This is a genomic window from Streptomyces sp. PL-29, assembly GCF_058344425.1.
On sequence record NZ_CP136996.1, the window covers coordinates 3073744 to 3096686 of the forward strand.

The 22943-nt window shown below is 72.8% G+C and carries 23 protein-coding genes, 1 tRNA gene and 1 pseudogene; 13 read left to right on the top strand and 12 right to left on the bottom strand.

Going from position 1 to position 22943, the window contains the following annotated elements:
- Window positions 1-44: 44 nt before the first annotated feature.
- The 3 genes from otsB to R4Z63_RS13965 are packed head-to-tail and all read right to left on the bottom strand — an operon-like array spanning window position 45 to window position 2512.
- A complete protein-coding gene (gene otsB / locus R4Z63_RS13955; protein WP_037924729.1) occupies window positions 45-893 on the bottom strand; it encodes a trehalose-phosphatase in 849 nt (282 codons plus the stop codon).
- Between the two features lie 39 nt (window positions 894-932).
- On the bottom strand, window positions 933-1169 hold the full coding sequence (locus R4Z63_RS13960; RefSeq protein WP_037924728.1) for a DUF3263 domain-containing protein: 237 nt from the start codon (window positions 1167-1169) through the stop codon (window positions 933-935).
- Between the two features lie 47 nt (window positions 1170-1216).
- The gene (locus tag R4Z63_RS13965; RefSeq protein WP_384447844.1) at window positions 1217-2512 is read right to left on the bottom strand and encodes an extracellular solute-binding protein; all 1296 of its coding nucleotides are present in this window, start codon (window positions 2510-2512) and stop codon (window positions 1217-1219) included.
- Window positions 2513-2688: 176 nt separating this feature from the next.
- Between R4Z63_RS13965 and R4Z63_RS13970 the strand changes: the two genes are divergently transcribed.
- The 4 genes from R4Z63_RS13970 to R4Z63_RS13985 all read left to right on the top strand — a co-directional run bounded on the left by R4Z63_RS13970 (window position 2689) and on the right by R4Z63_RS13985 (window position 6454).
- Window positions 2689-3621 (top strand): ROK family protein, encoded by a 933-nt coding sequence (locus tag R4Z63_RS13970; RefSeq protein WP_384447900.1) that lies wholly within the window; start codon window positions 2689-2691, stop codon window positions 3619-3621.
- The gene (gene nagA / locus R4Z63_RS13975; RefSeq protein ID WP_037924727.1) at window positions 3621-4784 is read left to right on the top strand and encodes an N-acetylglucosamine-6-phosphate deacetylase; all 1164 of its coding nucleotides are present in this window, start codon (window positions 3621-3623) and stop codon (window positions 4782-4784) included. The genes R4Z63_RS13970 and nagA overlap by 1 nt, the downstream gene beginning before the upstream one ends.
- Before the next feature lie 100 nt (window positions 4785-4884).
- On the top strand, window positions 4885-5805 hold the full coding sequence (locus tag R4Z63_RS13980) for a 1-phosphofructokinase family hexose kinase (protein WP_384447848.1): 921 nt from the start codon (window positions 4885-4887) through the stop codon (window positions 5803-5805).
- A gap of 190 nt (window positions 5806-5995) precedes the next feature.
- Complete coding sequence (locus R4Z63_RS13985; protein WP_384447851.1) at window positions 5996-6454, top strand: hypothetical protein; 459 nt, start codon at window positions 5996-5998, stop codon at window positions 6452-6454.
- Between the two features lie 72 nt (window positions 6455-6526).
- Here R4Z63_RS13985 and R4Z63_RS13990 read toward each other — a convergent pair whose 3' ends face one another.
- Together R4Z63_RS13990 and cdgB are read right to left on the bottom strand one after the other, a co-directional pair.
- Entirely contained in the window at window positions 6527-7567 is a 1041-nt protein-coding gene (locus R4Z63_RS13990; protein ID WP_384447853.1) for a CBM35 domain-containing protein, read from the bottom strand.
- 68 nt (window positions 7568-7635) lie between these two features.
- A complete protein-coding gene (gene cdgB / locus R4Z63_RS13995; RefSeq protein WP_037924724.1) occupies window positions 7636-9366 on the bottom strand; it encodes a diguanylate cyclase CdgB in 1731 nt (576 codons plus the stop codon).
- Window positions 9367-9668: 302 nt separating this feature from the next.
- Here cdgB and R4Z63_RS14000 point away from each other — a divergent pair, with 302 nt between their 5' ends.
- A complete protein-coding gene (locus R4Z63_RS14000; RefSeq protein ID WP_384447857.1) occupies window positions 9669-10235 on the top strand; it encodes a flavin reductase family protein in 567 nt (188 codons plus the stop codon).
- A 75-nt stretch (window positions 10236-10310) separates the two neighbouring features.
- On the opposite strand, the gene arfB is transcribed toward R4Z63_RS14000, so the two are convergent.
- Window positions 10311-10736, bottom strand: a complete 426-nt coding sequence (gene arfB, locus R4Z63_RS14005) for an alternative ribosome rescue aminoacyl-tRNA hydrolase ArfB (RefSeq protein ID WP_037924721.1) — start codon at window positions 10734-10736, stop codon at window positions 10311-10313.
- A gap of 157 nt (window positions 10737-10893) precedes the next feature.
- Here arfB and R4Z63_RS14010 point away from each other — a divergent pair, with 157 nt between their 5' ends.
- Together R4Z63_RS14010 and R4Z63_RS14015 are read left to right on the top strand one after the other, a co-directional pair.
- Window positions 10894-11469, top strand: coding sequence for a TerD family protein (locus R4Z63_RS14010; protein ID WP_037924720.1), 576 nt, complete (start codon window positions 10894-10896; stop codon window positions 11467-11469).
- An 88-nt stretch (window positions 11470-11557) separates the two neighbouring features.
- Window positions 11558-12082 carry a GNAT family N-acetyltransferase gene (locus tag R4Z63_RS14015; protein WP_384447861.1) on the top strand — a complete coding sequence of 175 codons (525 nt, stop codon included), beginning with the start codon at window positions 11558-11560 and terminating at the stop codon, window positions 12080-12082.
- 26 nt (window positions 12083-12108) lie between these two features.
- Here R4Z63_RS14015 and R4Z63_RS14020 read toward each other — a convergent pair whose 3' ends face one another.
- Window positions 12109-13518, bottom strand: a complete 1410-nt coding sequence (locus R4Z63_RS14020; protein WP_037924716.1) for a M1 family metallopeptidase — start codon at window positions 13516-13518, stop codon at window positions 12109-12111.
- A 32-nt stretch (window positions 13519-13550) separates the two neighbouring features.
- The gene (locus R4Z63_RS14025) at window positions 13551-14111 is read right to left on the bottom strand and encodes a GlcG/HbpS family heme-binding protein (protein ID WP_037924715.1); all 561 of its coding nucleotides are present in this window, start codon (window positions 14109-14111) and stop codon (window positions 13551-13553) included.
- 280 nt (window positions 14112-14391) lie between these two features.
- Here R4Z63_RS14025 and R4Z63_RS14030 point away from each other — a divergent pair, with 280 nt between their 5' ends.
- Genes R4Z63_RS14030 through R4Z63_RS14040 form a run of 3 tightly spaced genes read left to right on the top strand, consistent with a single transcriptional unit; the run spans window position 14392 to window position 16756 of the window.
- Window positions 14392-15588, top strand: a complete 1197-nt coding sequence (locus R4Z63_RS14030; protein WP_384447866.1) for a sensor histidine kinase — start codon at window positions 14392-14394, stop codon at window positions 15586-15588.
- Entirely contained in the window at window positions 15585-16208 is a 624-nt protein-coding gene (locus R4Z63_RS14035; RefSeq protein WP_037924714.1) for a response regulator, read from the top strand. The genes R4Z63_RS14030 and R4Z63_RS14035 overlap by 4 nt, the downstream gene beginning before the upstream one ends.
- Before the next feature lie 44 nt (window positions 16209-16252).
- Entirely contained in the window at window positions 16253-16756 is a 504-nt protein-coding gene (locus R4Z63_RS14040; RefSeq protein ID WP_037924712.1) for a hypothetical protein, read from the top strand.
- 15 nt (window positions 16757-16771) lie between these two features.
- Here R4Z63_RS14040 and R4Z63_RS14045 read toward each other — a convergent pair.
- The 3 genes and pseudogenes from R4Z63_RS14045 to R4Z63_RS14055 form a co-directional block, all read right to left on the bottom strand.
- A pseudogene (locus R4Z63_RS14045) lies at window positions 16772-17770 on the bottom strand (glycoside hydrolase family 26 protein); the annotation flags it as partial.
- Between the two features lie 216 nt (window positions 17771-17986).
- On the bottom strand, window positions 17987-18661 hold the full coding sequence (locus tag R4Z63_RS14050; RefSeq protein ID WP_384447870.1) for a pentapeptide repeat-containing protein: 675 nt from the start codon (window positions 18659-18661) through the stop codon (window positions 17987-17989).
- Between the two features lie 262 nt (window positions 18662-18923).
- A complete protein-coding gene (locus tag R4Z63_RS14055) occupies window positions 18924-19130 on the bottom strand; it encodes a hypothetical protein (protein ID WP_384447873.1) in 207 nt (68 codons plus the stop codon).
- A gap of 289 nt (window positions 19131-19419) precedes the next feature.
- On the opposite strand from R4Z63_RS14055, the gene R4Z63_RS14060 reads away from it, so the two are divergent.
- Window positions 19420-20802, top strand: a complete 1383-nt coding sequence (locus R4Z63_RS14060; protein ID WP_384447876.1) for an NAD(P)/FAD-dependent oxidoreductase — start codon at window positions 19420-19422, stop codon at window positions 20800-20802.
- A gap of 59 nt (window positions 20803-20861) precedes the next feature.
- Here R4Z63_RS14060 and R4Z63_RS14065 read toward each other — a convergent pair.
- Window positions 20862-20937 (bottom strand) — tRNA-Thr (locus tag R4Z63_RS14065).
- Window positions 20938-21233: 296 nt separating this feature from the next.
- Here R4Z63_RS14065 and R4Z63_RS14070 point away from each other — a divergent pair.
- Window positions 21234-22322, top strand: coding sequence for an ABC transporter ATP-binding protein (locus tag R4Z63_RS14070; RefSeq protein ID WP_384447879.1), 1089 nt, complete (start codon window positions 21234-21236; stop codon window positions 22320-22322).
- Between the two features lie 205 nt (window positions 22323-22527).
- The gene (locus R4Z63_RS14075; protein ID WP_037924704.1) at window positions 22528-22941 is read left to right on the top strand and encodes a hypothetical protein; all 414 of its coding nucleotides are present in this window, start codon (window positions 22528-22530) and stop codon (window positions 22939-22941) included.
- Window positions 22942-22943 lie beyond the last annotated feature (2 nt).

Consider the following 22943-nt stretch of genomic DNA (forward strand, 5'->3'; position numbering starts at 1 on the left):
GGCGGCGGAAGGCGGGCGGAGCGGCAGCGGCGGACGGCGGAGCGTCAGCGGCGGACGGCGCCGGCCAGGGAAGCCAGGAACGATGCGACGGCGGCCGGCCCCGGCAGGACGAGGTCGGCCCGGGCGGCGAGCTCGGGGACTTCGGCCGAGCCGCTGCACACCAGCAGCCCCGGCAGCCCGTCGGCCCTCCGCTTCTCGACGGCCGAGTACGCGGCCAGGTCGCCGAGGTCGTCCCCGGCGTACAGGACCGTCTCCGCGTCCCGCTCCGCCAGGAACTCCGTCAGGGCCACGCCCTTGTCCATGCCCGGGGGCCTCAGCTCCAGCACCGCCCGCCCCGGCTCGACCATCAGCCCATGCCGGGCGGCCAGCTCCGTGAGGGGTTCGCGCAGCGCGGCGAAGGCCGCCGCCGGGTCCTCGGCACGCCGGGTGTGGACGGCCAGCGCCCGGCCCTTCTCCTCGATCCAGGTGCCGCGCCAGGCCCCGATGGAGTCCAGGAATCCGGGCAGCTCGGCCCGTACGGCCGCCACCCCGGGGTGCTCGGCGGGGGCGTGGACTATGCCGGTCACGGCGTCCCAGCGTTCGGCGCCGTAGTGGCCGAGGACGACGAGGTGCTCCAGTCCGGGCACCCCGGCGAAGCCGCCGTAGCGTACGGCGACGCCTGCCGGCCGCCCGGTGACCACGGCCACCGAGTCCACCTCGGGGGCGAGCGCCGAGAGCGCGGGAACGGCGTCGGGATGTGCCCGGGCCTGGTCCGGGTCCGGGACGATGTCGGCGAGGGTGCCGTCGAAGTCCAGGGCGACCACGGACCGGCGGGGTGCGCGGAGCAGGGCTTCGAGTCCCTCGCGTCCGGCTGCGGTGACGGGCATCGGCAGATCGTGCGGATGGCTCCCCATACGCACGACCCTAACGGCCCGGCGGGTCCACGGCTACGGCTATCGCCGGGCTCGCTGGGCCTCGCGGATCCTTCGCAGCCGGTTGACGGTGCCCGGGGCGTGGGCCAGTGCCCGCGGGTCGTCCATGAGGGCGTTGAGCAACTGGTAGTAGCGGACCGGGGTCATCCCCAGTCCTTCCCGTATGGCCCGTTCCTTCGCTCCGGGCCCCGGCCAGGTGCGTCCCTCGTACGCGAGCACCGCGGCCTCCGTGGCCGTCAGCTGCCCGTCGTCCGTCATACGGCCAGATTAACGCCGCCGTCCGACAGACGGCGGCGTCCCCCGGATCAGCCCTTGTCCGCGGCGCGCGCCGCGGTGGCGATCTCCTCCAGCACCTTGGCGGGCTGTCCGCCGGGCTGGACGGCCGTGCCGATCTTCTGCTTGATGTCCTCGCTGACGCCCGCCCAGGACTTCTTGCCGACCGGGTAGAGCCGCGAGCCGGGCAACGCCGTCAGGAAGGGCCTGAGCTGGGCCGCGGGGCCGGTGGCGGCCTGCTTCGCCTGGAAGCCGGTGGTGGTGGCGGGCAACAGGTCGTACTTCTCGGTGAAGGCCGTCACGTTCTCCGGCTGGTACAGGTAGTCCAGGAAGGCGCCGGACTGCTCGCGGTGGCCGTTCTTGAAGGCCATGACCCAGTCGGCGACGCCCATCGCCGGCTGCGGGGAGCCGTCGGAGGTCGGCAGCGGCACCATGCCGAACTTCACGCCCTTGGCCTCGGCCTGCTTCATCAGCGTCGGGTGGCCGTTGAGCATGCCGACCTCGCCCTTGGTGAAGGCCTCGAATGCGGCCTGGCGGTCCAGCTTGCCGGGCTCGACGGGCCCGACGAGCTGCTGGCCGACCATCTTGTCCCGGAGGAACTCCAGCGACTTGACGTTGTCGGCGGAGTCGATGGCGTAGCCCTCTTCGTTGTCGGTGTAGCCGCCACCGCCCGCGAGCATCCACATCATCGTCTCGGCCTGCGCCTCTTCGCGGCCCAGCGGCAGCGCGAAGGGGACGGGCACGCCCGCGGCCTTGAGCTTCTTCGCCGCGGCCTCCAGGTCGGCCCAGCTCCTGGGCTGCCAGCCCTTGCCGTCCTTGCCGATCACTCCGGCGTCGGCCAGCAGCTTCTCGTTGTAGAAGAGCAGCCGGGTGCTGGAGACGAAGGGCATGCCGTACTGGGCCTGCTTGACCTTCCCGGCGTCCGCGAGCGGCGCAAGGAAGTCGGCCTCGGTCTTCACCGAGAGCAGCTCGGCCGTGGAGTACAGCTTGCCGGCGGCGGCGTAGTCGGCGTAGGCGCCGATCTGGGCGATGTCGGGCGCCTTGCCGGCCTTGACCATCTCGGCGACCTTGGCGTCGACCTCGGACCACGAGTAGACGTTGACCTCGACCTTGACGCCGGGGTGGTCCTTCTGGAAGCCCTCGGCGAGGCCCTTCCAGTAGCCGGCCGAGGAGTTCTGCGGAGTGTCCCCGTAATCGGCCGCCACGACCCGCAGGGTCACCTCGTTGTCTCCGGTGAGTCCGCCGATGGCTCCGCAGCCCGTCAGCGTGACGGCGGTCAGGCACAGCGCGGCGCCGGACGCGGCCAGGCTCTGGTAACGGCCCTTCACAGGTATCGATCCACCCCTTGTTGTACGTACGATCCACGTAAGGTCTACACCACTTTGGCGGCTCGTCCACATCAGGCCCCCCACCAGGGCGCCCGATTTGTATGGCCACTCAACAATCCCTCCCAATGGACTAGACCTTTCCCCGCCGAGCACGCGAGACTGTCTCTGTGAAACCCGTGAAACACGTCATCGCCCTCGATGTGGGCGGCACCGGGATGAAGGCCGCCCTCGTCGCCGACGACGGCACCCTGCTGCACGAGGCGCGCCGCCCCACCGGCCGCGAGCGGGGCCCCGACGCCGTCGTCGAGACGATCCAGGACTTCGCCTGCGAGCTCCTCGCCACCGGCCGGGAACGCTTCGGACGGGCCGCCTCGGCCGCCGGCGTCGCCGTCCCGGGCATCGTCGACGCCGACAGCGGCACCGCCGTCTACGCGGCGAACCTCGGCTGGCGCGACGTCCCGCTGCGCGCGCTGCTCACCGGGCGGCTCGGCGGCATCCCCGTGGCCCTCGGCCACGACGTGCGCACGGGCGGACTGGCCGAGGGCCGCATCGGCGCCGGCCGAGGCGCCGACCGCTTCCTCTTCGTCCCGCTCGGCACCGGCATCGCCGGCGCCATCGGCATCGCCGGCCGCATCGAGGCCGGCGCCCACGGGTACGCGGGCGAGATCGGGCACATCGTGGTCCGCCCCGGCGGCCCCGACTGCGGCTGCGGCCAGCGCGGGTGCCTGGAGACCCTCGCCTCCGCCGCCGCCGTCAGCCGCGCCTGGGCGGCCGCCTCCGGCGACCCCGGAGCCGACGCCGCCGACTGCGCCAGAGCCGTCGCATCCGGTGACGCGCGCGCCCGAGAGGTCTGGCTGGCCGCCGTGGGAGCCCTCGCCGACGGGCTGGTCACCGCGATCACCCTGCTGGACCCGCGCACGCTGATCATCGGTGGCGGACTCGCCGAGGCGGGGGAAACCTTGTTCACACCACTACGGAAGGCCGTGGAGGAGCGCGTGACGTTCCAGCGGCTCCCCCACATCGTGCCGGCGGCCCTCGGGGACACCGCCGGCTGCCTGGGCGCAGGGCTGCTCGCCTGGGACCTACTCGCCACGGAGGTACCGGCCTGATGTCCGGAAGCGCACACAGCACTGTTCTCTCCGGCGCCAGGGTGGTACTCCCCACCGGGACCGTGGCGGGCGGCCGGGTCATCGTCGAGGGCGCCCGCATCGCCGGCAGCGCCCGGGAGGACGCGGAGATCGTCGACCTGACCGGGCACTGGATCGTCCCCGGCTTCGTCGACATCCACAACCACGGCGGCGGCGGCGCCTCGTTCACCTCGGGCACCACCGAGGACGTGCTCCGGGGCGTACGCACCCACCGCGCGCACGGCACCACCACCCTGGTCGCCTCCACCGTCACCGGGGACCTGGACGAACTGGCCCGCCGGGCCGGGCTGCTGGCCGAACTGACGCAAGCGGGCGAGATCGCCGGCATCCACTTCGAGGGGCCGTTCATCAACCCCTGCCGCAAGGGCGCCCACAAGGAGGACCTGCTCCGCGACCCCGACCCGGCCGAGGTCCGCAAGCTCGTCGACGCGGCCCACGGCACCGCCCGCATGGTCACCCTGGCCACCGAACTGCCGGGCGGCCTGGACTCGGTACGGCTGCTGGCCGAACACGGGGTCATCGCCGCGATCGGGCACACCGACGCCTCGTACGAGCAGACGCGCGCCGCCATCGACGCGGGCGCGACCGTGGCCACCCATCTCTTCAACGCGATGCCCGCGCTCGCGCACCGCGAACCCGGCCCGATCGCCGCCCTCCTGGAGGACGAGCGGATCACCGTCGAGCTCATCAACGACGGCACCCACCTGCACCCGGCCGCCCTCGAACTGGCCTTCCACCACGCAGGCGCGCACCGCGTGGCACTGATCACCGACGCCATGGACGCGGCCGGTTTCGGCGACGGGACCTACCACCTCGGCCCGCTGGAGGTGGAGGTCAAGAGCGGTGTGGCCCGGCTCGTCGAGGGCGGCTCCATCGCCGGCTCGACGCTCACCCTGGACACCGCGTTCAAGCGCTCGGTGACCCTCGACGAACTGCCGGTGGAATCCGTGGTCCAGGCGATCTCCGCCAACCCGGCCAAGCTGATCGGCCTGTACGACGAAATCGGCTCGCTGGAGCCCGGCAAGTACGCCGACCTCGTCGTTCTGGACGCCGCCTTCGACCTCAAGGGCGTCATGCGACGCGGCGAATGGGTCGTCAGCCCCGCCTTCCGAAGGCCCGCCTGACGGCCATGCGGCTGGACGGAACGAGGCGGTCGGCCCGTAGGACTGGGCCGACCGCCTCGTGTTTGGCATGATCCCGGCAGCAACAGACCCGGGGGTACCCATGATCCTGACCGTGACGCTCAACACCGCACTCGACGTCACCTACCGCGTGCCGCGGCTGCTCCCGCACGCCTCGCACCGGGTCACGGCCGTCAGCGAACGGCCCGGCGGCAAGGGGCTCAACGTCGCCCGCGTCCTGGCCGCGCTCGGCCACGAGGTCACGGCGACGGGCTTCGCCGGCGGGCCGGTCGGCTCCGTCGTACGGGACACGCTGGCCGCCTCGCCCGGGGTGGTGGACGCACTGCTGCCCTGCGAGGGCGCCTCCCGCCGCACCCTGGCCGTGGTCGACGAAGCCTCCGGCGACACCACCCAGTTCAACGAGCCGGGCCCGCTGATCACGGCCGACGAGTGGGCGCGGTTCCTCGCGCACTACGAAGAGCTCGTGGCCGGGGCGCGGGCGGTGGCCCTGTGCGGCAGCCTCCCGCCGGGCGTCCCCGTGGGCGCGTACGCGGTACTCGTACGGGCGGCCCGCGCGGCCGGCGTCCCCGTCCTCCTGGACACCAGCGGCGAGGCCCTGCGCCGTGGGGTCGCCGCCCGCCCCGAGATCATCAAGCCGAACACCGTCGAACTGGCCGAGCTGACCGGCTCCCGCGACCCGCTCCCCGCCAGCCGCGACGCCCGCCGCCGCGGCGCGCACGCCGTGGTCACCTCACTGGGACCGGCCGGCCTGCTGGCCGCGACCGCCCAGGGCACCTGGCAGGCGGCCCCGCCGCGCCCGCTCTCCGGCAACCCCACCGGAGCCGGCGACTCCGTCGTCGCCGGTCTGCTCTCCGCCCTGACGGAGGGCCTGGACTGGCCGGACCGCCTCACCCGCGCGGTGGCCCTCTCGGCGGCCGCGGTGCTGGCCCCGGTGGCGGGAGAGTTCGACGCCGGCGTCTACGAGGAGCTGCGCCGGAGCGTGCGCGTCACCAGCGGCGGCTGACCCGTCCGCCGGGCGGGCCGACCGGGCGCCCGCGCGGCCGAGTCGCTGAACGCGCACCCCGAACGCCTGACTGCGTTTGAAATTATCTCTTGAGTAACATTTTTGACGGTGCCTCAGCGACCGGTCGCCCGGATTCGGCGGACTATGATCACGAACGCTGTTGATCTACACATATGCAAGGTTGAACGACATGAACCGAATCTCTCGCAGGGTGCTCGCCATCACCACCGGAGTAGTGGCCGTCTCCTCCCTGGCGGCGGTGCCAGCCCAGGCCCAGACGATCTCGGGCGGCTCGTGCGGCGCGGGTTACTACCAGCAGGACGCCTACCCGCTGGGCGACCACACGGGCGCCTCCGGCGCCGGTGTGATGTTCCTCTACTACAACAAGTCCACCGGCAAGAACTGCGCGATCCTCCGCCGCGACACCCAGTTCAACGTCACCGACGGCATGGGGATAGCCATCAGCTCCAGCGACGGCAAGGTGTCCGCCGACAACCGGCGCACCTACACCCAGTACGCGGGCCCCGTCTATGTCTCCGCCCCGGGCAAGTGCGTCATGCTCTCCGGCCACGTCACGGGCTTCTGGAACGGCTCCAGCGGCTGGCCGGGCACACACCGCGAGACCACCGGCTGGGTCCACTGCGGCTGACGGGCCGCCACCTCGAACGCTTCCGGCCCCGCCGCAGGTGCGGCGGGGCCGGAAGCGTTCGGCGGGGCACGGTCAGCGCTTGGTGTGGCCCGAGGCCAGCTCCAGCTGGTCGAAGATCACGTCGCACTGGTTGCCGGGCTCGCACGAGATCTTCATCGAGTTCGAACCCTTCTTGAGCGTGATCCACGCGTAGGTGCGCGTCCAGCCCTTGTCCCAGGCGCCGTCCGCCGCCTTGGCGAAGTTCGCGAGGTTCAGCCCCTGGGTCGGGGTCTGCCCGTTGACCGTGAGGGTCGCCTTGCCGTCCTTGCCGGGGACGCCGTAGTTGACGAACAGCGTGTAGTCGCCCGCCTCCGGGACCTCCACCGTCCAGGTGAGCGCCGCACCGGTCTGGTTGAAGCCCGCGACGTACTGCCCGCCCGAGCTCTTCGAACCGGGCACCGTGCTGTCCAGCTTCGCGCCGCCGGTCAGCACCATGCCCGCCCCGGCCGCCTCGCCCTTCGGCAGCGGGGCCTGCGAGGGCTGCGCGCTCTGGGTGGGGCTGGCCGGGTCCTTCGGGGCCGCCGACTGCTGGTTGCCGGTGGCGGTGTCCTGGCCCTTGTCCACGGGCTTGTTCTTGTCACCGAAGGCGAGGGCCGCGCCGATGCCGATCGCGACCGCGCCGACCACCGCGACGGCGGCGATCAGCAGACCGCGGCGGCTGGAGGAGCCCCCGCCGTGCCCACCGTGCCCGCCGTGGCTTCCGGCCGACCCGGGCGTCTGGGTCTGGTGCTGCGGCTGAGGCTGCTGCGGCACGCCGTAGCCGCCCGCCTGGAGCGCCTCGGGGGCCTGGTACTGGGCCTGGTAGCCGGGGCCCTGCTGCTGGGGGACGGGGCCGCGCTGGCCGCCGTTCCTCCGGTCACCGACCGTACGCACCTGGTGGTGCGAGGTACGGGGGACACCGGGCTGTGCACCGGGGTGACCGCCGACCGACGCACCGGGGTAGCCGTACCCGCCGCCCGACGTGGGCGGGGTGGCTCCGGCAGCCTGGCCGTCCGCGTAGAGATAGCCGAACGGATCGTCGTCCTCGGGCTTGTTCGCCCCACCGTCCGGGCCGTTGTTCGCGGGCGTCGTCATCGCAGGTCACTCCTTTCGACCCCCGGGAGCCTACCCCGAACAGGTGCACCCACGGGCGCCGGACCGCCTCAGCCCGCCCGGCGGTGCGCCTTGGAGCGGGACCTCTTCTCGATGTACATCCGCTGGTCGGCGGAGCGCAGCACTTCGTCCGCGGACATGCCGCAGCTGGCCCAGCCGATACCGAAACTCGCGCCGACACGCACGGCCCGGCCGTCCACGCGGATCGGCGGAATGATCGCGTTGCGCAGTCGGACGGCGAGGTCCGCGGCGTCCGCCGCGCCGAGGCCGTCGGCCAGGACGACGAATTCGTCACCGCCCAGCCGGGCAACGGTGTCACCGTCCCTGACGCCGGTCGTCAGGCGCCGGGCCACCTCGATGAGGACCGCGTCGCCCGTGTGGTGCCCGAACCGGTCGTTGATCGACTTGAAGCCGTCGAGGTCGCAGAAGAGCACCGCGAGCCCCTTCGTCCCGTCGTCGACGTCGGCCGCGGGCGCCACCGTGTGCACGTGGTGGTCGTACGGCCCGTCCGTCGGCGCCGTCGGCGCCCCGGGGAAGTCGAAGGGATCGGCCGCGGTGTAGCGGTCGGGGCCGTCGGGGTGAAACCCGCGCTCACCCGCACCACCCGCCTCGAACCCGGCCTCGTGTCCGTCCTGCCCGCCGGGCGCGTCGCGCCCCTCGAAGGCCGCGTCCAGGGCCTCGATGGCGCTGGCCCGGGCGGACTGCGGCCTGCGGCACAGCCGCGCGCCGAGCCGGGCCCGCAGCTCGGCGCTGTTGGGCAGGCCGGTCAGCGAGTCGTGGCTGGCCCGGTGGGCGAGCTGGAGCTCGTGCCGCTTGCGTTCCTCGATGTCCTCGACGTGCGTGAGCAGGAAGCGCGGCCCGTCCGCGGCGTCCGCCACGACGGAGTTGCGCAGCGAGACCCATACGTACGTGCCGTCCCGGCGGCCCAGGCGCAGCTCGGCGCGGCCGCCCTCGGCGGAGGTGCGCAGCAGGGTGCCGATGTCCTCGGGGTGGACCAGGTCGGAGAAGGAGTAGCGGCGCAGCACGGAGGCGGGTCTGCCGAGCAGCCGGCACAGCGCGTCGTTGGTGCGCAGCAGCCGGCCGTGCTGGTCACCGCCCATCTCGGCGATGGCCATGCCGCTGGGGGCGTACTCGAAGGCCTGCCGGAAGGACTCCTCGCTGGCGCGGAGCGCCTGCTGCTCGCGCTCCAGCCGGACGAGGGCGCGCTGCATGTTCGCGCGCAGCCTGGCATTGCTGATCGCAATCGCCGCCTGGAAGGCGTACATCTGCAGCGCCTCGCGGCCCCACGCGCCGGGGCGGCGGCCGTTGCGCGGTCTGTCCACCGAAATGACACCCAGAAGTTCCCCACCGGACGCGTACATGGGGGCGTAGAGCCGGTCCTCGGGGTGCCACTCGTCCTCGAAGCGCGGATCGGGGCCGTCGGTGTGCCACTGGGGGACGTCGTCCTCCAGCAGGATCCAGCCCTCCGTGTGCGGGATGAAGCGGAGCCCGTCCCAGCACTCACCCATCGTCAGGCGGCGCTCCCAGGAGGCGCGGGAGCCGACGCGACCGGTGATGAGGGCCTCGGCGGCCGGGTCTCCGGCGAAGGCGGCGACGACCAGATCGCCGTCCGGGCGCACGAGGTTGACACAGGCGAGCTCATAGCCGAGGCCCACGACGATGCCGTCCACGACGGTCTGCAGAGTGTCCGCCAGGCTCCGGGCCGTATTGAGATCGGCCACCACCCGGTGCAGCTGCCGCAGGGTCGCAAGACGGACGTACGGCTCCGACTCGGTCTCCATTGCTCGCTCTCCCCGAGACCTCGACAGCAACTCCAGTTTTGTCATCGGCGTTTCGTTGCGGTGTCCCGTCCACTGAATCACAGTGAGCTGTGCGGCAGGTACACAGGGTCAACAAATCTTGCCCTCTGTGAGTCAAGTCACATGAGATGAATAACGGTACGCGTTGGGACGGTTCGGACTGGGAGCGCTCCCCCCGCCTTCTCGTGAGCAAACGATACGCCCGGGCCTAGGCCGAGGGGCGGGGGCACGACTCGGACCAGGGCCCGATGTGCCGCACGGGAGGGCGAGATTAGCGTTTCAGCGTGCTGAAGACGACCCCTCTGCCCGCCCGGCCCGACGCGAACCCCCATGCTGAGGGGGTGAGCAATGACGAGTTCCGCGCCGCGATGTCCCGGCTGGCCGCGGGCGTGTGCCTGATCACCGCGCACGAGAGCCCGCTGGCGGACGGCGGACCGCGCGGCGAGGACATCGGCATGACGGCGACCGCCTTCATGTCCGTGTCCCTGGACCCGCCCCTGGTCCTGGTGAGCCTGCGCGAGGGCTCCCGCATGGACGACCTGCTGGCGGAGCAGCCGCTGTGGGCGGTCTCCGTCCTCGCCGACCACCAGCTCCCGATCGCGGGCCGGTTCGCCATGAAGGGCCGCATCAGCGACCGACTGCTCTTCGCGGACCTGCCCCACGTGCGCGGCGAGGCCTCCGGCGCGCCCCTGCTCAGCGGCGCCCTCGCCACCCTGGAATGCCGTACGGAGAACCGCGTCGAGGCGGGCGACCACACCCTGGTGATCGGTCGGGTGCTCACGGCTGCCCTGCCGTCCCCGGACTCCGCGCCGCTGACCTACTTCCGCGGGCGCTACCGGCACCTGAGCTGATCCGCGGCCCCGCCCGGCCCGGCCCCGCGCCGCGCCGGCCCGCCGCCGGCGTCCTCGGACCCTGACCCGCGGCGGCTACCAGTCCCGGCCGGTCCGGCCCCGCTTGGTCTCGGACCGCGCCTTCTTCTCCCGCAGCCGCCGCTCGTTGATCCCGCGCGGAATCTTCGTCGGCCGGCGCTGCCTGGGCGGCGGCGCCGTCGCCTCGGCCAGCAGCGACGCCAACCGGACCAGCGCCATCTCCCGGTTGCGCAGCTGCGAGCGGTGCTCGGAGGCCCGCACGCTCACCACCCCGCCCACCAGCCGGCCCGCGAGGCGCTCCAGCGCGCGCTCCTTCCAGACCTCGGGCAGCGCCTTGGTCGCCGCCAGGTCGAACAGCAGCTCCACGCGCGAGTCGGACGTGTTCACGTGCTGCCCGCCCGGCCCGGAGGACCGCGAGAAACGCCAGGAGAGCTCCCCCTCGGGGAGCACGACCGAACCGCGGATGACATAGGGACCAGGCATGTCCCCTATGATCCGCGCCCGCTCGGCCCGCGTCACCCGCATTTGCCAGGACCCGCGATCCCCGGCGGGAACCCGAGCGGCCTCTCGTCGCGTTATAGGGGTCAGCGGTACCTTGACCGCCTGTACGTGCATGTTGGATGAGGAAAGGGACATTCCCATGGCTGTCAGCCTGTCCAAGGGCGGCAACGTCTCGCTCTCGAAGGAGGCCCCGGGCCTCGCCGCCGTCACGGTCGGTCTCGGCTGGGACGTCCGCACCACGACCGGTGTGGACTTCGACCTCGACGCCTCGGCCATCGCCGTGAACGCGATGGGCAAGGTCGTCTCCGACGGCCACTTCGTCTTCTTCAACAACAAGTCCACCCCGGACCAGACCATCGTCCACACCGGGGACAACCGCACCGGCGAGGGCGCGGGCGACGACGAGGCCATCAAGGTGAACCTCGCGGGCCTGCCCGCCGACGTGGACAAGATCGTCTTCCCGGTCTCCATCTACGACGCCGAGAGCCGCAGCCAGAACTTCGGCCAGGTCCGCAACGCCTACATCCGCGTGGTGAACCAGGCCGGCGGCTCCGAGATCGCCCGCTACGACCTCTCCGAGGACGCGGCGACCGAGACCGCCATGGTCTTCGGCGAGCTCTACCGCAACGGCGCGGAGTGGAAGTTCCGCGCGGTCGGCCAGGGCTACGCCTCCGGCCTCACCGGCATCGCCCAGGACTTCGGCGTCAACGTCTGAGTCCGCCCGGTCCGGCGCTGACCGACACCAGCGCGGGCGAAGCCCCCTCCCGGCCGTCCGGGGAGGGGGCTTCGCTACCGTTCCCCACGTGATCCTCCAACCGCTGGTCCCCGTGGACGGCGCCCTCCCCGGCCCGGTCCTGACCGAGATCGCCGCCCTCTACTCGACCAACCACGCCTTCTTCGAACTCAGCGGCGACTTCCCCGACCCGAACCGCATCACGGTCGAACAGGTCGCGGCCTCCCTCGCTGACGAACTGGCCCACGCCAGCGCGGAGATCCTGCTCGCCCGCAGCGCCGGCCGCCTCGTCGGCCTCGCCGCCACCCTCGACCGCAACCCGGCCGCCGCCCCGGGGGACGACGACCCGTGGATCGGCCTGCTGCTCATCGACGCCACCGCGCACCGCGAGGGATTCGGCCGCGCCGTGGCCACCCTGGTCGAGGACCGCTTCCGAGCCGCCGGACGCACCGGCGTGCAGATCGCCGTACTGGACAACAACCCCAAGGCCCTGGCGTTCTGGCAGTCCCAGGGGTACTCCCCCGTGCGCCGGGCCAAGGACCGCGAGCTGGGCCGCGACTGCACGGTGCTGCGCAAGCCCCTCGGCACGGCGTAGCGGCGTCGCTCCCGCCCGGCCACGGCCTACTTCGGGCGGGCCGTCCCGTACAGCCACACGTCCCAGACCTCCGTCAGGTCATGGCCGGTCTTCCCCTGCGCGTAGGCGGTGAAGTCGGCGGTGCTCGCGTTCCCGTGCCGGTGGTCGGCGGCCCACCCGCGCACCAGGGCGAAGAACCCCTCGTCGCCGACCTCCTGCCGGATCCGGTGCAGGACCATCGCGCCGCGCTGGTACACCGGGCTCGCGGAGATGTCCTTCGGACCGGGCGGATCGGCCGGCGGGAAGGCGTCCCAGCCGGAGTCGGCGGCCTCGTCGACGTCCGTGTCACCGGCCAGGAGGGCGTCGAAGTGCTGCTGCGCCGTGGGCCCGCCGTGGTCCTCGTCCCACAGCCACTCGGCATAGGTCGCGAAGCCCTCGTTGAGCCACATGTCCTTCCAGGTCTTCGGCGAGACGGAGTTGCCGAACCACTGGTGGGCCAACTCGTGCAGCACCAGCCCGGCTTCGGGTGCGCCCGGGTACACCGGCTTGGTCTGCGTCTCCAGGGCGTAGTCGAGCGTCCCGGCGGGCAGCACCACCGCGCCCGCCGTGCCGAAGGGGTACGGGCCGAACCGGCGGGTGCCCCACTCCACCATCTCCGGCAGCAGCTTGAGCGCGGGCTCGCTCGCCGCCGCCTCCCCGGGCGACACCGCGTTGTAGACGGACACCCCCGAAGGCGTCTTCCCGGTGGTCACCCGGTACGGGCCGACGACGGCGGTGGCCAGGTAGCTGGCCATCGGCTCCGGGTTGTGCCACGCGAACCGCGTGCGCCCGTCGGCGCCTTCGGTGCGGGAGCGCAACTCCCCGTTCGACACCGCCTCGTAGCCGCCCGGGACGGTGATCGTGATGTCGTACGAGGCCTTGTCGCTCGGATGGTGGTTGCCGGGGAACCAGGTCATCGAGCCGACCGGCTCACCGACGCCGACCGCGCCGTCCTCGTCCGCGATCCAGCCCTCTCTGGTGCCGTCCACGTCCGTCAGGGCCCTCGGCCTGCCGCTGTAGGCGACCTCCGTCCGGAAGACCTGGCCCTTCTCCAGGTCGTCGGCCGGGCGCACCGTCAGCTCGTTGCCGGTCCGGTTGAAACGGGCGCCCTCACCGTCCACGTCAACGCCCTCGACGTGCAGGCCGCTCAGGTCGAGGTTGAAGGAACTGAGCCCCTGTCCGGCACGCGCCGTGATGACGGCCCTGCCGTGCAGCACCCCGTCCGCCGGGTCGTAGTCCAGGTCCAGCGCATAGTGCTCGACCTGGTAGCCGCCGTTGCCGGCCTTGGGGAAGTACGGGTCGCGCAGCCCCGAAGCGCCCGGCCGCCCCTGCACCGGGCCCCCCGTGCACGCCGTGGTGACGGTGAGCAGGGCGACGAGGGCGGGGGCGGCGAGGCGGGGAAGCGCGCGGTGTTCCACGCCTTCGATCCTAAGCGGCCACGGCGCGCGTCCTACTTGCTCAGCGCGTCCACGCCGGCCTTCGCGAACTTCTCGTCCAGATCGCCGCTCGGGGCGCCGGCCACGCCGATGCCGGCCACGGGGGCGCCGTTCGCCTGGACCGGGGTGCCGCCACCGAGGAAGAGGGTGCCGGGGATGTCCTTCAGGTTCGGGGCCTGGGCCAGCCGGCCCACGAGCACCGAGGTCGGGGCGTTCCAGGACACTGCGGTGAAGGCCTTGCGCTGCGCCGACTCGTAGGACTGCGGGCCGGCGCCGTCGCCGCGCAGGGTGACGATGGTGTTGCCGTTGCGGTCCACCACCGCGACGGTCACCTTCTGGTTCTCCGCCGCGGCGGCCTGGAGGGCGGCCTGCGCGGCGCGGGTGGCGGCGTCGACGGTCAGGTGGGTCGTCGTGGTGAAGTTCTTGTCGCTCGGAGCGTCCTTCTTCGCCGCGAGGGCGGCGGCCTGGGCGGTGGTGGCGGCGGGGCTCGCGCTGGCGCTCACAGCACCGAAGGCGCCGGCGCCCAGGGCGACGGCGAGGGCGGTACCGGTGAGAACGCGGGTGCGGGTCTTCATCTCTGCTGCTCCTGAGAACGGTGGCACGGTGACGGCATCGGGTCTCGTTCCGGGCCGGTCGGACCGGCTCCTTCACTGCTCCAAGCCTGTGCCCGGTCCCCCCTCCGCCCCGTCCCCGTACCGGCTCGCCCCGCCCACCGCACCGGCTGACCCGGGGGTCGTCCGATCGGTCGATGCGCTCCGCCCCCGGCACGGTATTCCCTGGTCGGACCCGGGTGACCTGGGTGACCCGGGCCCGGGGCGGAGCCCGGGGAGCGGCGCCGCAGCCGACAATGGACGCATGCCCCCGACCGAGGAGCACCCCGTGACACCCGCCGCGCCGCGCGACGACACCCGCACGCTGGCGACGGTCGCCCACACCGCCTTCTTCCTCCTCCTCGGCGCCTCCGTGGCCCGCTTCCTGCTGCGCCACCCCGGCGAACCCCGCACTCCATGGGTCATCGCCCTCGGCGTCACCCTGGCCCTGCTCTATGTGCTCGGCCCCGCGCTCGGCGCCGCCCCCACCCGCCGGCGCCTCCTCTGGCTCGGCCTGGTGGTCACCACCTGGGTGGTCCTCGTCGTCCTCGCGCCCAGCTTCGCCTGGTGCGCCGTACCGCTCTTCTTCACGGCCCTGCGCACCCTCCCGCCCCGCCCCGCCATCGTCCTGGTGGCCCTCCTCACCGCCTTCGTCGTGACCGCCCAGCTCCAGCTGTCCAAGTCCTTCGATCCCAACCTGCTCCTGGCGCCGCCCGCCGTCGCCGCCCTCGCCACCGCCGTCTTCGTCCACATGGAACGCCAGGCCCGGGCCCAGCGGGCACTGATCGACGACCTGATCCGGACCCGCCGGGAACTGGCCGCCACCGAACGCCGCGAAGGCACCCTCGCGGAACGCCAGCGGCTGTCCATGGAGATCCACGACACCCTCGCCCAGAACCTGTCCAGCCAGCAGATGCTGCTCCAGGCCGCGGACCGCACCTGGGACACCGACCCCGCCACCGCCCGCGCGCACGTCCGCACCGCCACCGACATCGCCGCACACGGCCTCGCCGAGGCCCGGCGGCTGGTCCACGACCTGGCCCCCTCCGAGCTCGCCGACGGCGCCGGCCTCGCCCAGGCACTGCGCCGCCTGGACGCCGGACCGGGCATCGAGGTCCGCTTCCACCTCGAAGGCGCCCCCGCCCCGCTGCCCGACCGCGTCCAGTCGGCCCTGCTGCGGATAGCCCAGGGCGCCCTCGCCAACGTCCGCGAGCACTCCGCCGCCCGTACGGCCGCGCTCACGCTGAGCTTCCTCGGAGACCAGGTGGTGCTCGACGTCGCCGACGACGGCCACGGCTTCACCCAGCCCCGCGCCGACACCGACGCCGCCGACGGGCGCGGACACGGCCTCCCGGCGATGCGGGCCCGCGTCCGCCAGCTGGGCGGCACCCTGACCATCGAATCCACGCCGGGCGAGGGCACCGTCCTGTCCGCGGCCATCCCCCTGGAGCCCGCTCCATGACGACGATCCTGCTCTGCGACGACCACGTGGTGGTCCGCGCCGGCCTGCTGGCCCTCCTCGGCAGCGAACCCGACATCGAGGTACTCGGCGAGGCCGGCAGCGGCGAGGAGGCGGTCGCCCTGGCGTCCAGGCTCCGCCCCGACGTGGTCCTCATGGACCTCCAGCTCGGCGAGGGCATCGACGGCGTCGAGGCCACCCGCCGCATCACCGCGCTCCCGCGGCCCCCGCACGTCCTGGTCCTCACCACCTACGACACGGACGCGGACATCACCCGGGCGATCGGCGCGGGCGCCACCGGCTACCTGCTCAAGGCCGAGCGCCCCGAGGAGCTCTTCGCCGCGATCCACTCCGCCGGCCAGGGCCGCACCACCCTCTCCGCGCCGGTCGCCAGCCGCGTCATGGCCCACATGCGGGGCGGCCGCCCCACCCTGACCGACCGCGAACTGGACATCCTCGGGCAGCTGGCCCGCGGCCTCGGCAACCGCGACATCGCCCGTGCCCTGTTCATCAGCGAGGCCACCGTCAAGACCCACCTGGGGCGCATCTACGACAAGCTCGGCGTCGACACCCGTGCGGGCGCCGTCTCGGTCGCGAAGGAGCAGCGCCTCCTCCCCTCCTGACGCCGGGGTGGGGCCCCCTCCGCACCCGTGACACCATCGGGTACGTGCTCGACATCGGCTACTCCCTCTCCCGGCGCTTCCCCGACCCCCCGCAGACCGACTACCGCTCGGCGGACGTCCACGCGCTGCGCCACGACCTGTTCTGCGGGGACGTCTACCTCGCCGACACCGACTCGGACCGGGAAGTATCCACAGCCTGGGGATGGGTTCCGGTGCTGGACTTCGCCTGGGCACTGTGCGACATCGTCGAGCGGCTCGACCAGGACCCGCGGGGCAGCCGCTCCGCCAACCGCCAGTACGCCGAGATCGACTTCACCGAGTCCACGGACCGCATGCTCTTCGAGCGCCGCTTCGGCTGGGTCGACGTCGAGGCCGACTGGATGCCGGCCGAGGAGGCCCCGCTGACCTTCAGCCACCGGCTGCTGCGCCGCGAGGCCCGCGACTTCCTGCACGACCTGCTCGCGGACCTGATCGACATGCACGACGGGCTCGGCGACAACCCGGCCGTCTGGACCCTCCAGGCCCGCTTCCCCCGCGTTCCCGGGTAGTCAGGGCCGTCCGCCGGACAGCACCTCCCGGAACACCCGCGCAGAGCGCGGGTTCTGCCCGCACTGCCACACGCCGTGCGGGCAGTAGTCGGTGATGCTGTGGTAGAGCGGCTCGTGCTCGGCGAACCAGGCCAGCATGCGCCGCACGTACTCGGGATTGTCGCCGTGCCGGAACAGCCCCCATTCGGGGTACGAGATCCGCTTGCCGTGCGCCTTCGCGAAGTCGACCTGCTGCCGGAGCCCGTAGGGCTGGGTGACCTGCTCGTCGAAGGTGCGGCCGGGCTCCTGGTCGTAGGAGTCCATGCCGATGACGTCGACCACGTCGTCACCGGGATAGCAACGGGTCCAGGCGATCGCGTCGGCTCCGCGGTTGGGCGCGTAGTCGAACCGGAAGCGCTGCCCCTGCACCGCACGCATGGCGGTCACGATGCGCCGCCAGTAGGCCTTCCAGTTCTCGGGGTCGGGACGGCAGCGGTGGGTGTAGTCGAAGCCGTTCATCTCCCAGCCGAGCACGATCACCGCGTCCGGCAAGCCGAGGCCGACCAGCCGGTCGGCCAGGCGCCGGAAATGGTGGTCGTTCGCCCCGCGGGCACCGGCGCGGATCAGCTCCGCGACCCGGGCGTCGGGGACACGGGCCTCGTTGCCCTCCTGCATGGGCACGTTCAGGACGAAGAGCCGGTCGGCCCTCTCCCTGCGCCAGCGCGCCCAGCTGCGCAGGGAATCCGGCGCCCCCTCGATGTTCGTCCAGGTGTCGCCGGGCAGGTACGTGTGCCCGGCGCGCAGCTCGGTACCGCCGAGCCAGCGCGAGAGTTCCGCCATCCGCTCGACGCCCGGCGACCCGTAGTGGAGGTAGGCACCCAGGGCCGTCCCGGTGGCCCCCGCACCGCCCCCGGCGCCCTGCCGCGGCAGCCGCGGGCCGGGGCCGGGGGCGGGCACCACGAGGAGCAGGGTGACGGCGACGGCACTGACGCAGGCTCCGACCAGCCATCGGATCCGGCAGCTCCGGTGGGACATGACACCTCCACAGGCCTCGGGCACCGGTGTGTCCGCCTGCGACGTTAGGCGCCCACCCCGGTGCACCGCCCGCCCGGACACCCGGTCGCTCGGCCATTCGCCACAGCCTCCGCCCCGCCGTCGCCGCCTCCCCGTCCGCGGACACCTCCCGGCGGGAGCCGGGGAGGCCGGGAGCGCCTCCCCCGTCACGGCGCCGCACCCGGACCGCGGGCCCGGTCACGGCACCACCCGCACCCCCAGCCGGGAGGCGAGCGCCGGGGCCAGGTCGAACAGCTGCGCCGGACTGATCACCGCCCCGGCCAGCGCCTCCACCCCCCGCGCGATCTCCAGTACGGCGGCCTCCCGCAGATCCACCTCAGCCATCCGGACCCCGCTGAAGTCCGCCCCGCGCAGCGAACACTCCCGGAACTCCACCCGTTCCAGTACCGCGCCCGCGAAGTCCGGCTCCACCAGCACGCACCCCTCGAAGACCACGTCGCGCAGCCGCGCCGTCCGCAGGTTCAGGTAGTCGATCTTGCCGCCCCGGACCACCACCCGCTCCAGACCGGCCCCGTGCAGCTGCACCCCGCCCAGCCGCGCGTCCACCAGCTCCACGTCCCGCAGCGAGGCCCCCGACAGGTCGGTCCCCACCCCGCGGACCCCCTCCAGCACCGAATCCAGGATGCGTGTCTTCGCCAGACCCGCCTCGTCCAGCGTGCAGCGCCGTACCGCGCAGTCCATGAACCGGGCCCCGACCCCCTCCTGCCCCGCCAGGTCCAGGTCCGCGAACTCCAGCCCTTCGTAGTCCCCGTCCGTCTCCAGCTCCCGCCCCTGCCAGGGCACCAGGTCCGGCAGCCGCAGCTGCGGCCTCCGCGCTGCCTTCACCGACTGCTTCCGCCCGTCTCGCACCATGCCCCCATCCTGGCCGACCGCACTGACATCGGCCCGCGGCCCGGGCCCGGGCCCGCCGCCGCCCCGCGCGCCGCCAGGAACCCGGTCCGTCTCCGCGCCTTCGGCTCCGCCGAGAACCCCGTCCATCGGCGCACCGTGACCCGCGCCTCGCGCCGTGCTTCCCGTACGCCGCCCGCGGATCACCGCCGGGCCGGCGCAGGCATCGCCGGCCTCGGCGCCACGAACCGCGGCAGCGCCCCAGGGGTTCACCACCCCGGCGGGTTCACCGCCCCAGCAGCAGCCGGGCGACCGCCAGCCGGTCCTCGTCCAGCCGCTCCTCACCGTCCTCCACGTCCCACTGGCAGGTCTGCCGCACCCGGCCCAGCGTCCAGGCCCGCGCCCGCGCCCGATCCAGGCCCGCCGCCTCGGTCAGCACGTCGAACCGCCACCGCACGTCCTGCGCGCGGAAGTTGTTGACGATGGCCGGCATCCCCGTTGTACCCGATCTGGGCCTCGATCAGCCCGTCCGGAATCTCCACGACCTCGACCATGCGGCGACGCTATCGCCCTGCGCCCCGGCTCGGCGGCGTCCCCTGCGGTACGCCGCCCGCCCGGCCCGGTCGGTCCGGGACCGCAGGCCGGCCCCCGGGGCCCCGAGCATCCTGCGGGAGACACGGCCGGGCCGCCCGCAGGGCAAGCGGCAGGGGGCCGCGCATCACGCCCCGCGGCGCGACATCCCGTCCCTGGCACCTCGCGGGGAAAAGGGATAGCAACTCCCCATGACGATCAACGGCGGCATCTCCTTCTGGTACGCGACCCTCCCCGGCACCCCGGACACCCCACCGCGCGCGCCCCTCACCGCTCATGCCACCGCCGACGTCGTCATCGTCGGCGGCGGCTACACCGGCCTGTGGACCGCCTACTACCTGAAGCGGGCCGCCCCCGACCTGCGCGTCACCGTCCTGGAGCAGAAGTTCTGCGGCTACGGCGCCTCCGGCCGCAACGGCGGCTGGCTCTACAACGGCATCGCCGGCCGCGACCGCTTCGCCGCCCTCCACGGCCGGCAGGCCGCCCAGCGCCTCCAGCAGGCCATGAACGAGACCGTCACCGAGGTCGTCGACGTCGCCGTCAGGGAGGGCATCGACGCCGACATCCACCGCGGCGGCGTCCTCGAAGTCGCCCGCACCCCCGCCCAGCTCGGCCGGCTGAAGGCCTTCCACGCCGCCGAGCTCGCCTTCGGCGAGACCGACCGCGAGCTCCACGACGCCGCCGCCACCCGCGCCCGCATCGGCATCGCCGACGCCGTCGGCTCCAGCTGGAGCCCGCACGGCGCCCGCGTCCACCCCCTCAAACTGGTCAGGGGCCTGGCCGAGGCCTGCGACCGCCTCGGCGTGGTGATCCACGAATCCACCCCGGTCACGGAGATCTCCGCGGGAAAGGCGGTCACCCCCTACGGCACGGTCCGCGCCCCGCACGTCCTGCGCTGCACGGAGGGCTTCACCGCCGCTCTCAAGGGCCAGAAGCGGTCGTGGCTCCCGATGAACTCCTCGATGATCGCCACCGCCCCGCTGTCGGCCGAGACCTGGGCACGGCTCGGCTGGTCGGGCCGCGAGGTCCTGGGCGACATGGCCCACGCGTACATGTACGCGCAGCGCACCGCCGACGACCGGATCGCGATCGGCGGGCGCGGGGTCCCGTACCGCTTCGGCTCGCGCACCGACAACGACGGCCGGACCCGGCCGGCCACCGTCGACTCGCTCCGCGACCTGCTCTTCTCCTTCTTCCCGGTGCTCACCGGCACGGAGATCACCCACGCGTGGTCGGGCGTCCTCGGCGTACCGCGCGACTGGTGCGCCACCGTCACCCTGGACCGTGCCACGGGGGTGGGCTGGGCGGGCGGGTACGTCGGCTCGGGTGTCGCCACCGCCAACCTGGCCGCCCGCACCCTGCGCGACCTGGTCCTCGGCGAGTCCACCGGGCTGACCGGTCTGCCGTGGGTGAATCACCGGGTCCGCCGCTGGGAGCCGGAGCCCTTCCGCTGGCTCGGGGTGCAGGCCCTCTACGCCGCGTACCGCGAGGCGGACCGTCGGGAGGCGGCCACCCACACCTCGACGACGGCCCCCCTGGCCCGCCTGGCCGACCGCGTCTCGGGCCGCCACTGACGGCCCGAGACACGCTGAAGGCCCCGGACGGTGACCTGTCCGGGGCCTCTGACCTGCAATGGAGCCGCCTATCGGAATCGAACCGATGACCTACGGGTTACAAAGCCGTTGCTCTACCAACTGAGCTAAGGCGGCACAGGGCCACCCCCGAACGCACAGCGTGTGGGGCCGCCATCACTCTACACAGCGCCCGTTTGCCCGAGCCATCACATTGAACCCGCACCCGTGACCGCTCATGCCGCCCGCCGACCGGGTGTGAGCGGGCAGGAAAGCAGGCGGGTCCGACAGATCGCACAAAGTTCGAAGTCACGGCGGAGCGGTGCTGACAGCACGGGCGGCGGCGGGTAGCGTCGGGCGGAGTCCGGATTCTGGACTAGACCTTCCACTCGGATCGTCCGGCACGTTCCTGCCGGTAGAAGGGATTCATCAGCATGGCTTCTGTCACCTTCGACAAGGCGACCCGTCTGTACCCGGGCGGCGACAAGCCCGCCGTCGACCAGCTGGAGCTGGAGATCGAGGACGGCGAGTTCCTCGTCCTCGTCGGCCCCTCCGGCTGCGGCAAGTCCACCTCGCTGCGCATGCTCGCGGGCCTGGAGGACGTCAACGGCGGCGCCATCCGCATCGGTGACCGCGACGTCACCCACCTGCCGCCCAAGGACCGGGACATCGCAATGGTGTTCCAGAACTACGCGCTCTACCCGCACATGACCGTCGCCGACAACATGGGCTTCGCGCTCAAGATCGCCGGCGAGGACAAGGCCACCATCCGCAGGAAGGTGGAGGACGCGGCGAAGATGCTCGACCTCACCCAGTACCTGGACCGCAAGCCCAAGGCGCTCTCCGGCGGCCAGCGCCAGCGCGTCGCCATGGGTCGCGCGATCGTGCGCAAGCCGCAGGTGTTCCTGATGGACGAGCCGCTGTCGAACCTCGACGCCAAGCTCCGCGTGTCGACGCGTACGCAGATCGCCGCCCTCCAGCGCGACCTCGGCATCACCACCGTCTACGTCACCCACGACCAGGTCGAGGCCATGACCATGGGCGACCGGGTGGCCGTGCTCAAGGACGGTCTGCTCCAGCAGGTCGACACCCCGCGCAACATGTACGACCGCCCCGCGAACCTCTTCGTCGCCGGCTTCATCGGCTCCCCGGCCATGAACCTGGTCGAGGTCCCGATCACCGACGGCGGCGTGAAGTTCGGCGACAGCGTCGTTCCGGTGTCGCGCGCCGCGCTGTCCGCCGCGGCCGACGCGGGCGACCGGGCCGTCACGGTCGGCGTCCGCCCGGAGCACTTCGACGTCGCCGAGAGCGGCGGCCTGACGATCACCGTGAACGTCGTCGAGGAACTCGGCGCCGACGGGTACGTCTACGGCTCCACCTCGGCCGCCGAGGGCTCGCAGGACCTCGTCGTCCGCGTGGGCGGCCGCCAGGTCCCGGAGAAGGGCTCCAGCCTGCACATCGTGCCGCGGGCCGGGGAGATCCACGTCTTCTCCACCTCCTCCGGTCAGCGACTGTCCGACTAGTCGTACCGGCAAGGGGGTTGGAGGGGCGTCCCGCCAAGGGGCGCCCCTCCGCCGTCGGTTGCCGACGGGATCTCCTCAGGAACCCCGGCAGAGCGGGCCATTCGGGCGGCCCCGTCAACCCGGAATTCGAAAAGCCACGTCGAACCATCCCCCGACAGGGTGACTAAATGTCGCCAAATCTTCACCGAGCGCTACTCTCGCCCTCGTGACCCACACTGCCCGCCGTATCGGCCGTTCCCTCGCCCTGGTCCTGCCCGTCGTCCTGGTCCTGTCCGGGACCCTCGCGGTCACCATGGTCCCCTGGGCGGACACGTCCTCCTCCCAGCTCGTGACCGCGTCCGCCGAAGGCGTCTCGACGCCCGCGAAGCCACGCGCCGCCCACGAGGTGCTGCGCACCCAGCTCGTCGGCGAACTGCAGCAGGGACAGGGGCCGGACGACGTCCTGACCCACCTGCAGCAGGAGGTGAACCGCCGGCCGTCGCTCGCCGAGCACTGCGTGGGGATCGCCCGCGCGCTCGGACGCGCCGCCGTCGAGGCGTACGGCCCGACGAAGGCCCAGTCGTTCGCCCGCCCCGTCTGCGACACCTCGTACGCCGCCGGCGTCGCCTCCATGGGCTGACC

Bases quoted from the DNA above. Each gene is read 5' to 3' on its own strand.
- R4Z63_RS13985 (WP_384447851.1), top strand. From the start codon at position 5,996: ATGAACCGAATCTCTCGCAGGGTGCTCGCCATCACCACCGGAGTAGTG.
- R4Z63_RS14030 (WP_384447866.1), top strand. From the start codon at position 14,392: ATGCCCCCGACCGAGGAGCACCCCGTGACACCCGCCGCGCCGCGCGAC.
- R4Z63_RS14010 (WP_037924720.1), top strand. From the start codon at position 10,894: ATGGCTGTCAGCCTGTCCAAGGGCGGCAACGTCTCGCTCTCGAAGGAG.
- R4Z63_RS14035 (WP_037924714.1), top strand. From the start codon at position 15,585: ATGACGACGATCCTGCTCTGCGACGACCACGTGGTGGTCCGCGCCGGC.
- cdgB (WP_037924724.1), bottom strand. From the start codon at position 9,366: ATGGAGACCGAGTCGGAGCCGTACGTCCGTCTTGCGACCCTGCGGCAG.
- R4Z63_RS14070 (WP_384447879.1), top strand. From the start codon at position 21,234: ATGGCTTCTGTCACCTTCGACAAGGCGACCCGTCTGTACCCGGGCGGC.
- otsB (WP_037924729.1), bottom strand. From the start codon at position 893: ATGGGGAGCCATCCGCACGATCTGCCGATGCCCGTCACCGCAGCCGGA.
- nagA (WP_037924727.1), top strand. From the start codon at position 3,621: ATGTCCGGAAGCGCACACAGCACTGTTCTCTCCGGCGCCAGGGTGGTA.
- R4Z63_RS14025 (WP_037924715.1), bottom strand. From the start codon at position 14,111: ATGAAGACCCGCACCCGCGTTCTCACCGGTACCGCCCTCGCCGTCGCC.
- arfB (WP_037924721.1), bottom strand. From the start codon at position 10,736: ATGCCTGGTCCCTATGTCATCCGCGGTTCGGTCGTGCTCCCCGAGGGG.
- R4Z63_RS14050 (WP_384447870.1), bottom strand. From the start codon at position 18,661: ATGGTGCGAGACGGGCGGAAGCAGTCGGTGAAGGCAGCGCGGAGGCCG.
- R4Z63_RS14060 (WP_384447876.1), top strand. From the start codon at position 19,420: ATGACGATCAACGGCGGCATCTCCTTCTGGTACGCGACCCTCCCCGGC.
- R4Z63_RS14055 (WP_384447873.1), bottom strand. From the start codon at position 19,130: ATGCCGGCCATCGTCAACAACTTCCGCGCGCAGGACGTGCGGTGGCGG.
- R4Z63_RS13980 (WP_384447848.1), top strand. From the start codon at position 4,885: ATGATCCTGACCGTGACGCTCAACACCGCACTCGACGTCACCTACCGC.
- R4Z63_RS13990 (WP_384447853.1), bottom strand. From the start codon at position 7,567: ATGACGACGCCCGCGAACAACGGCCCGGACGGTGGGGCGAACAAGCCC.
- R4Z63_RS13960 (WP_037924728.1), bottom strand. From the start codon at position 1,169: ATGACGGACGACGGGCAGCTGACGGCCACGGAGGCCGCGGTGCTCGCG.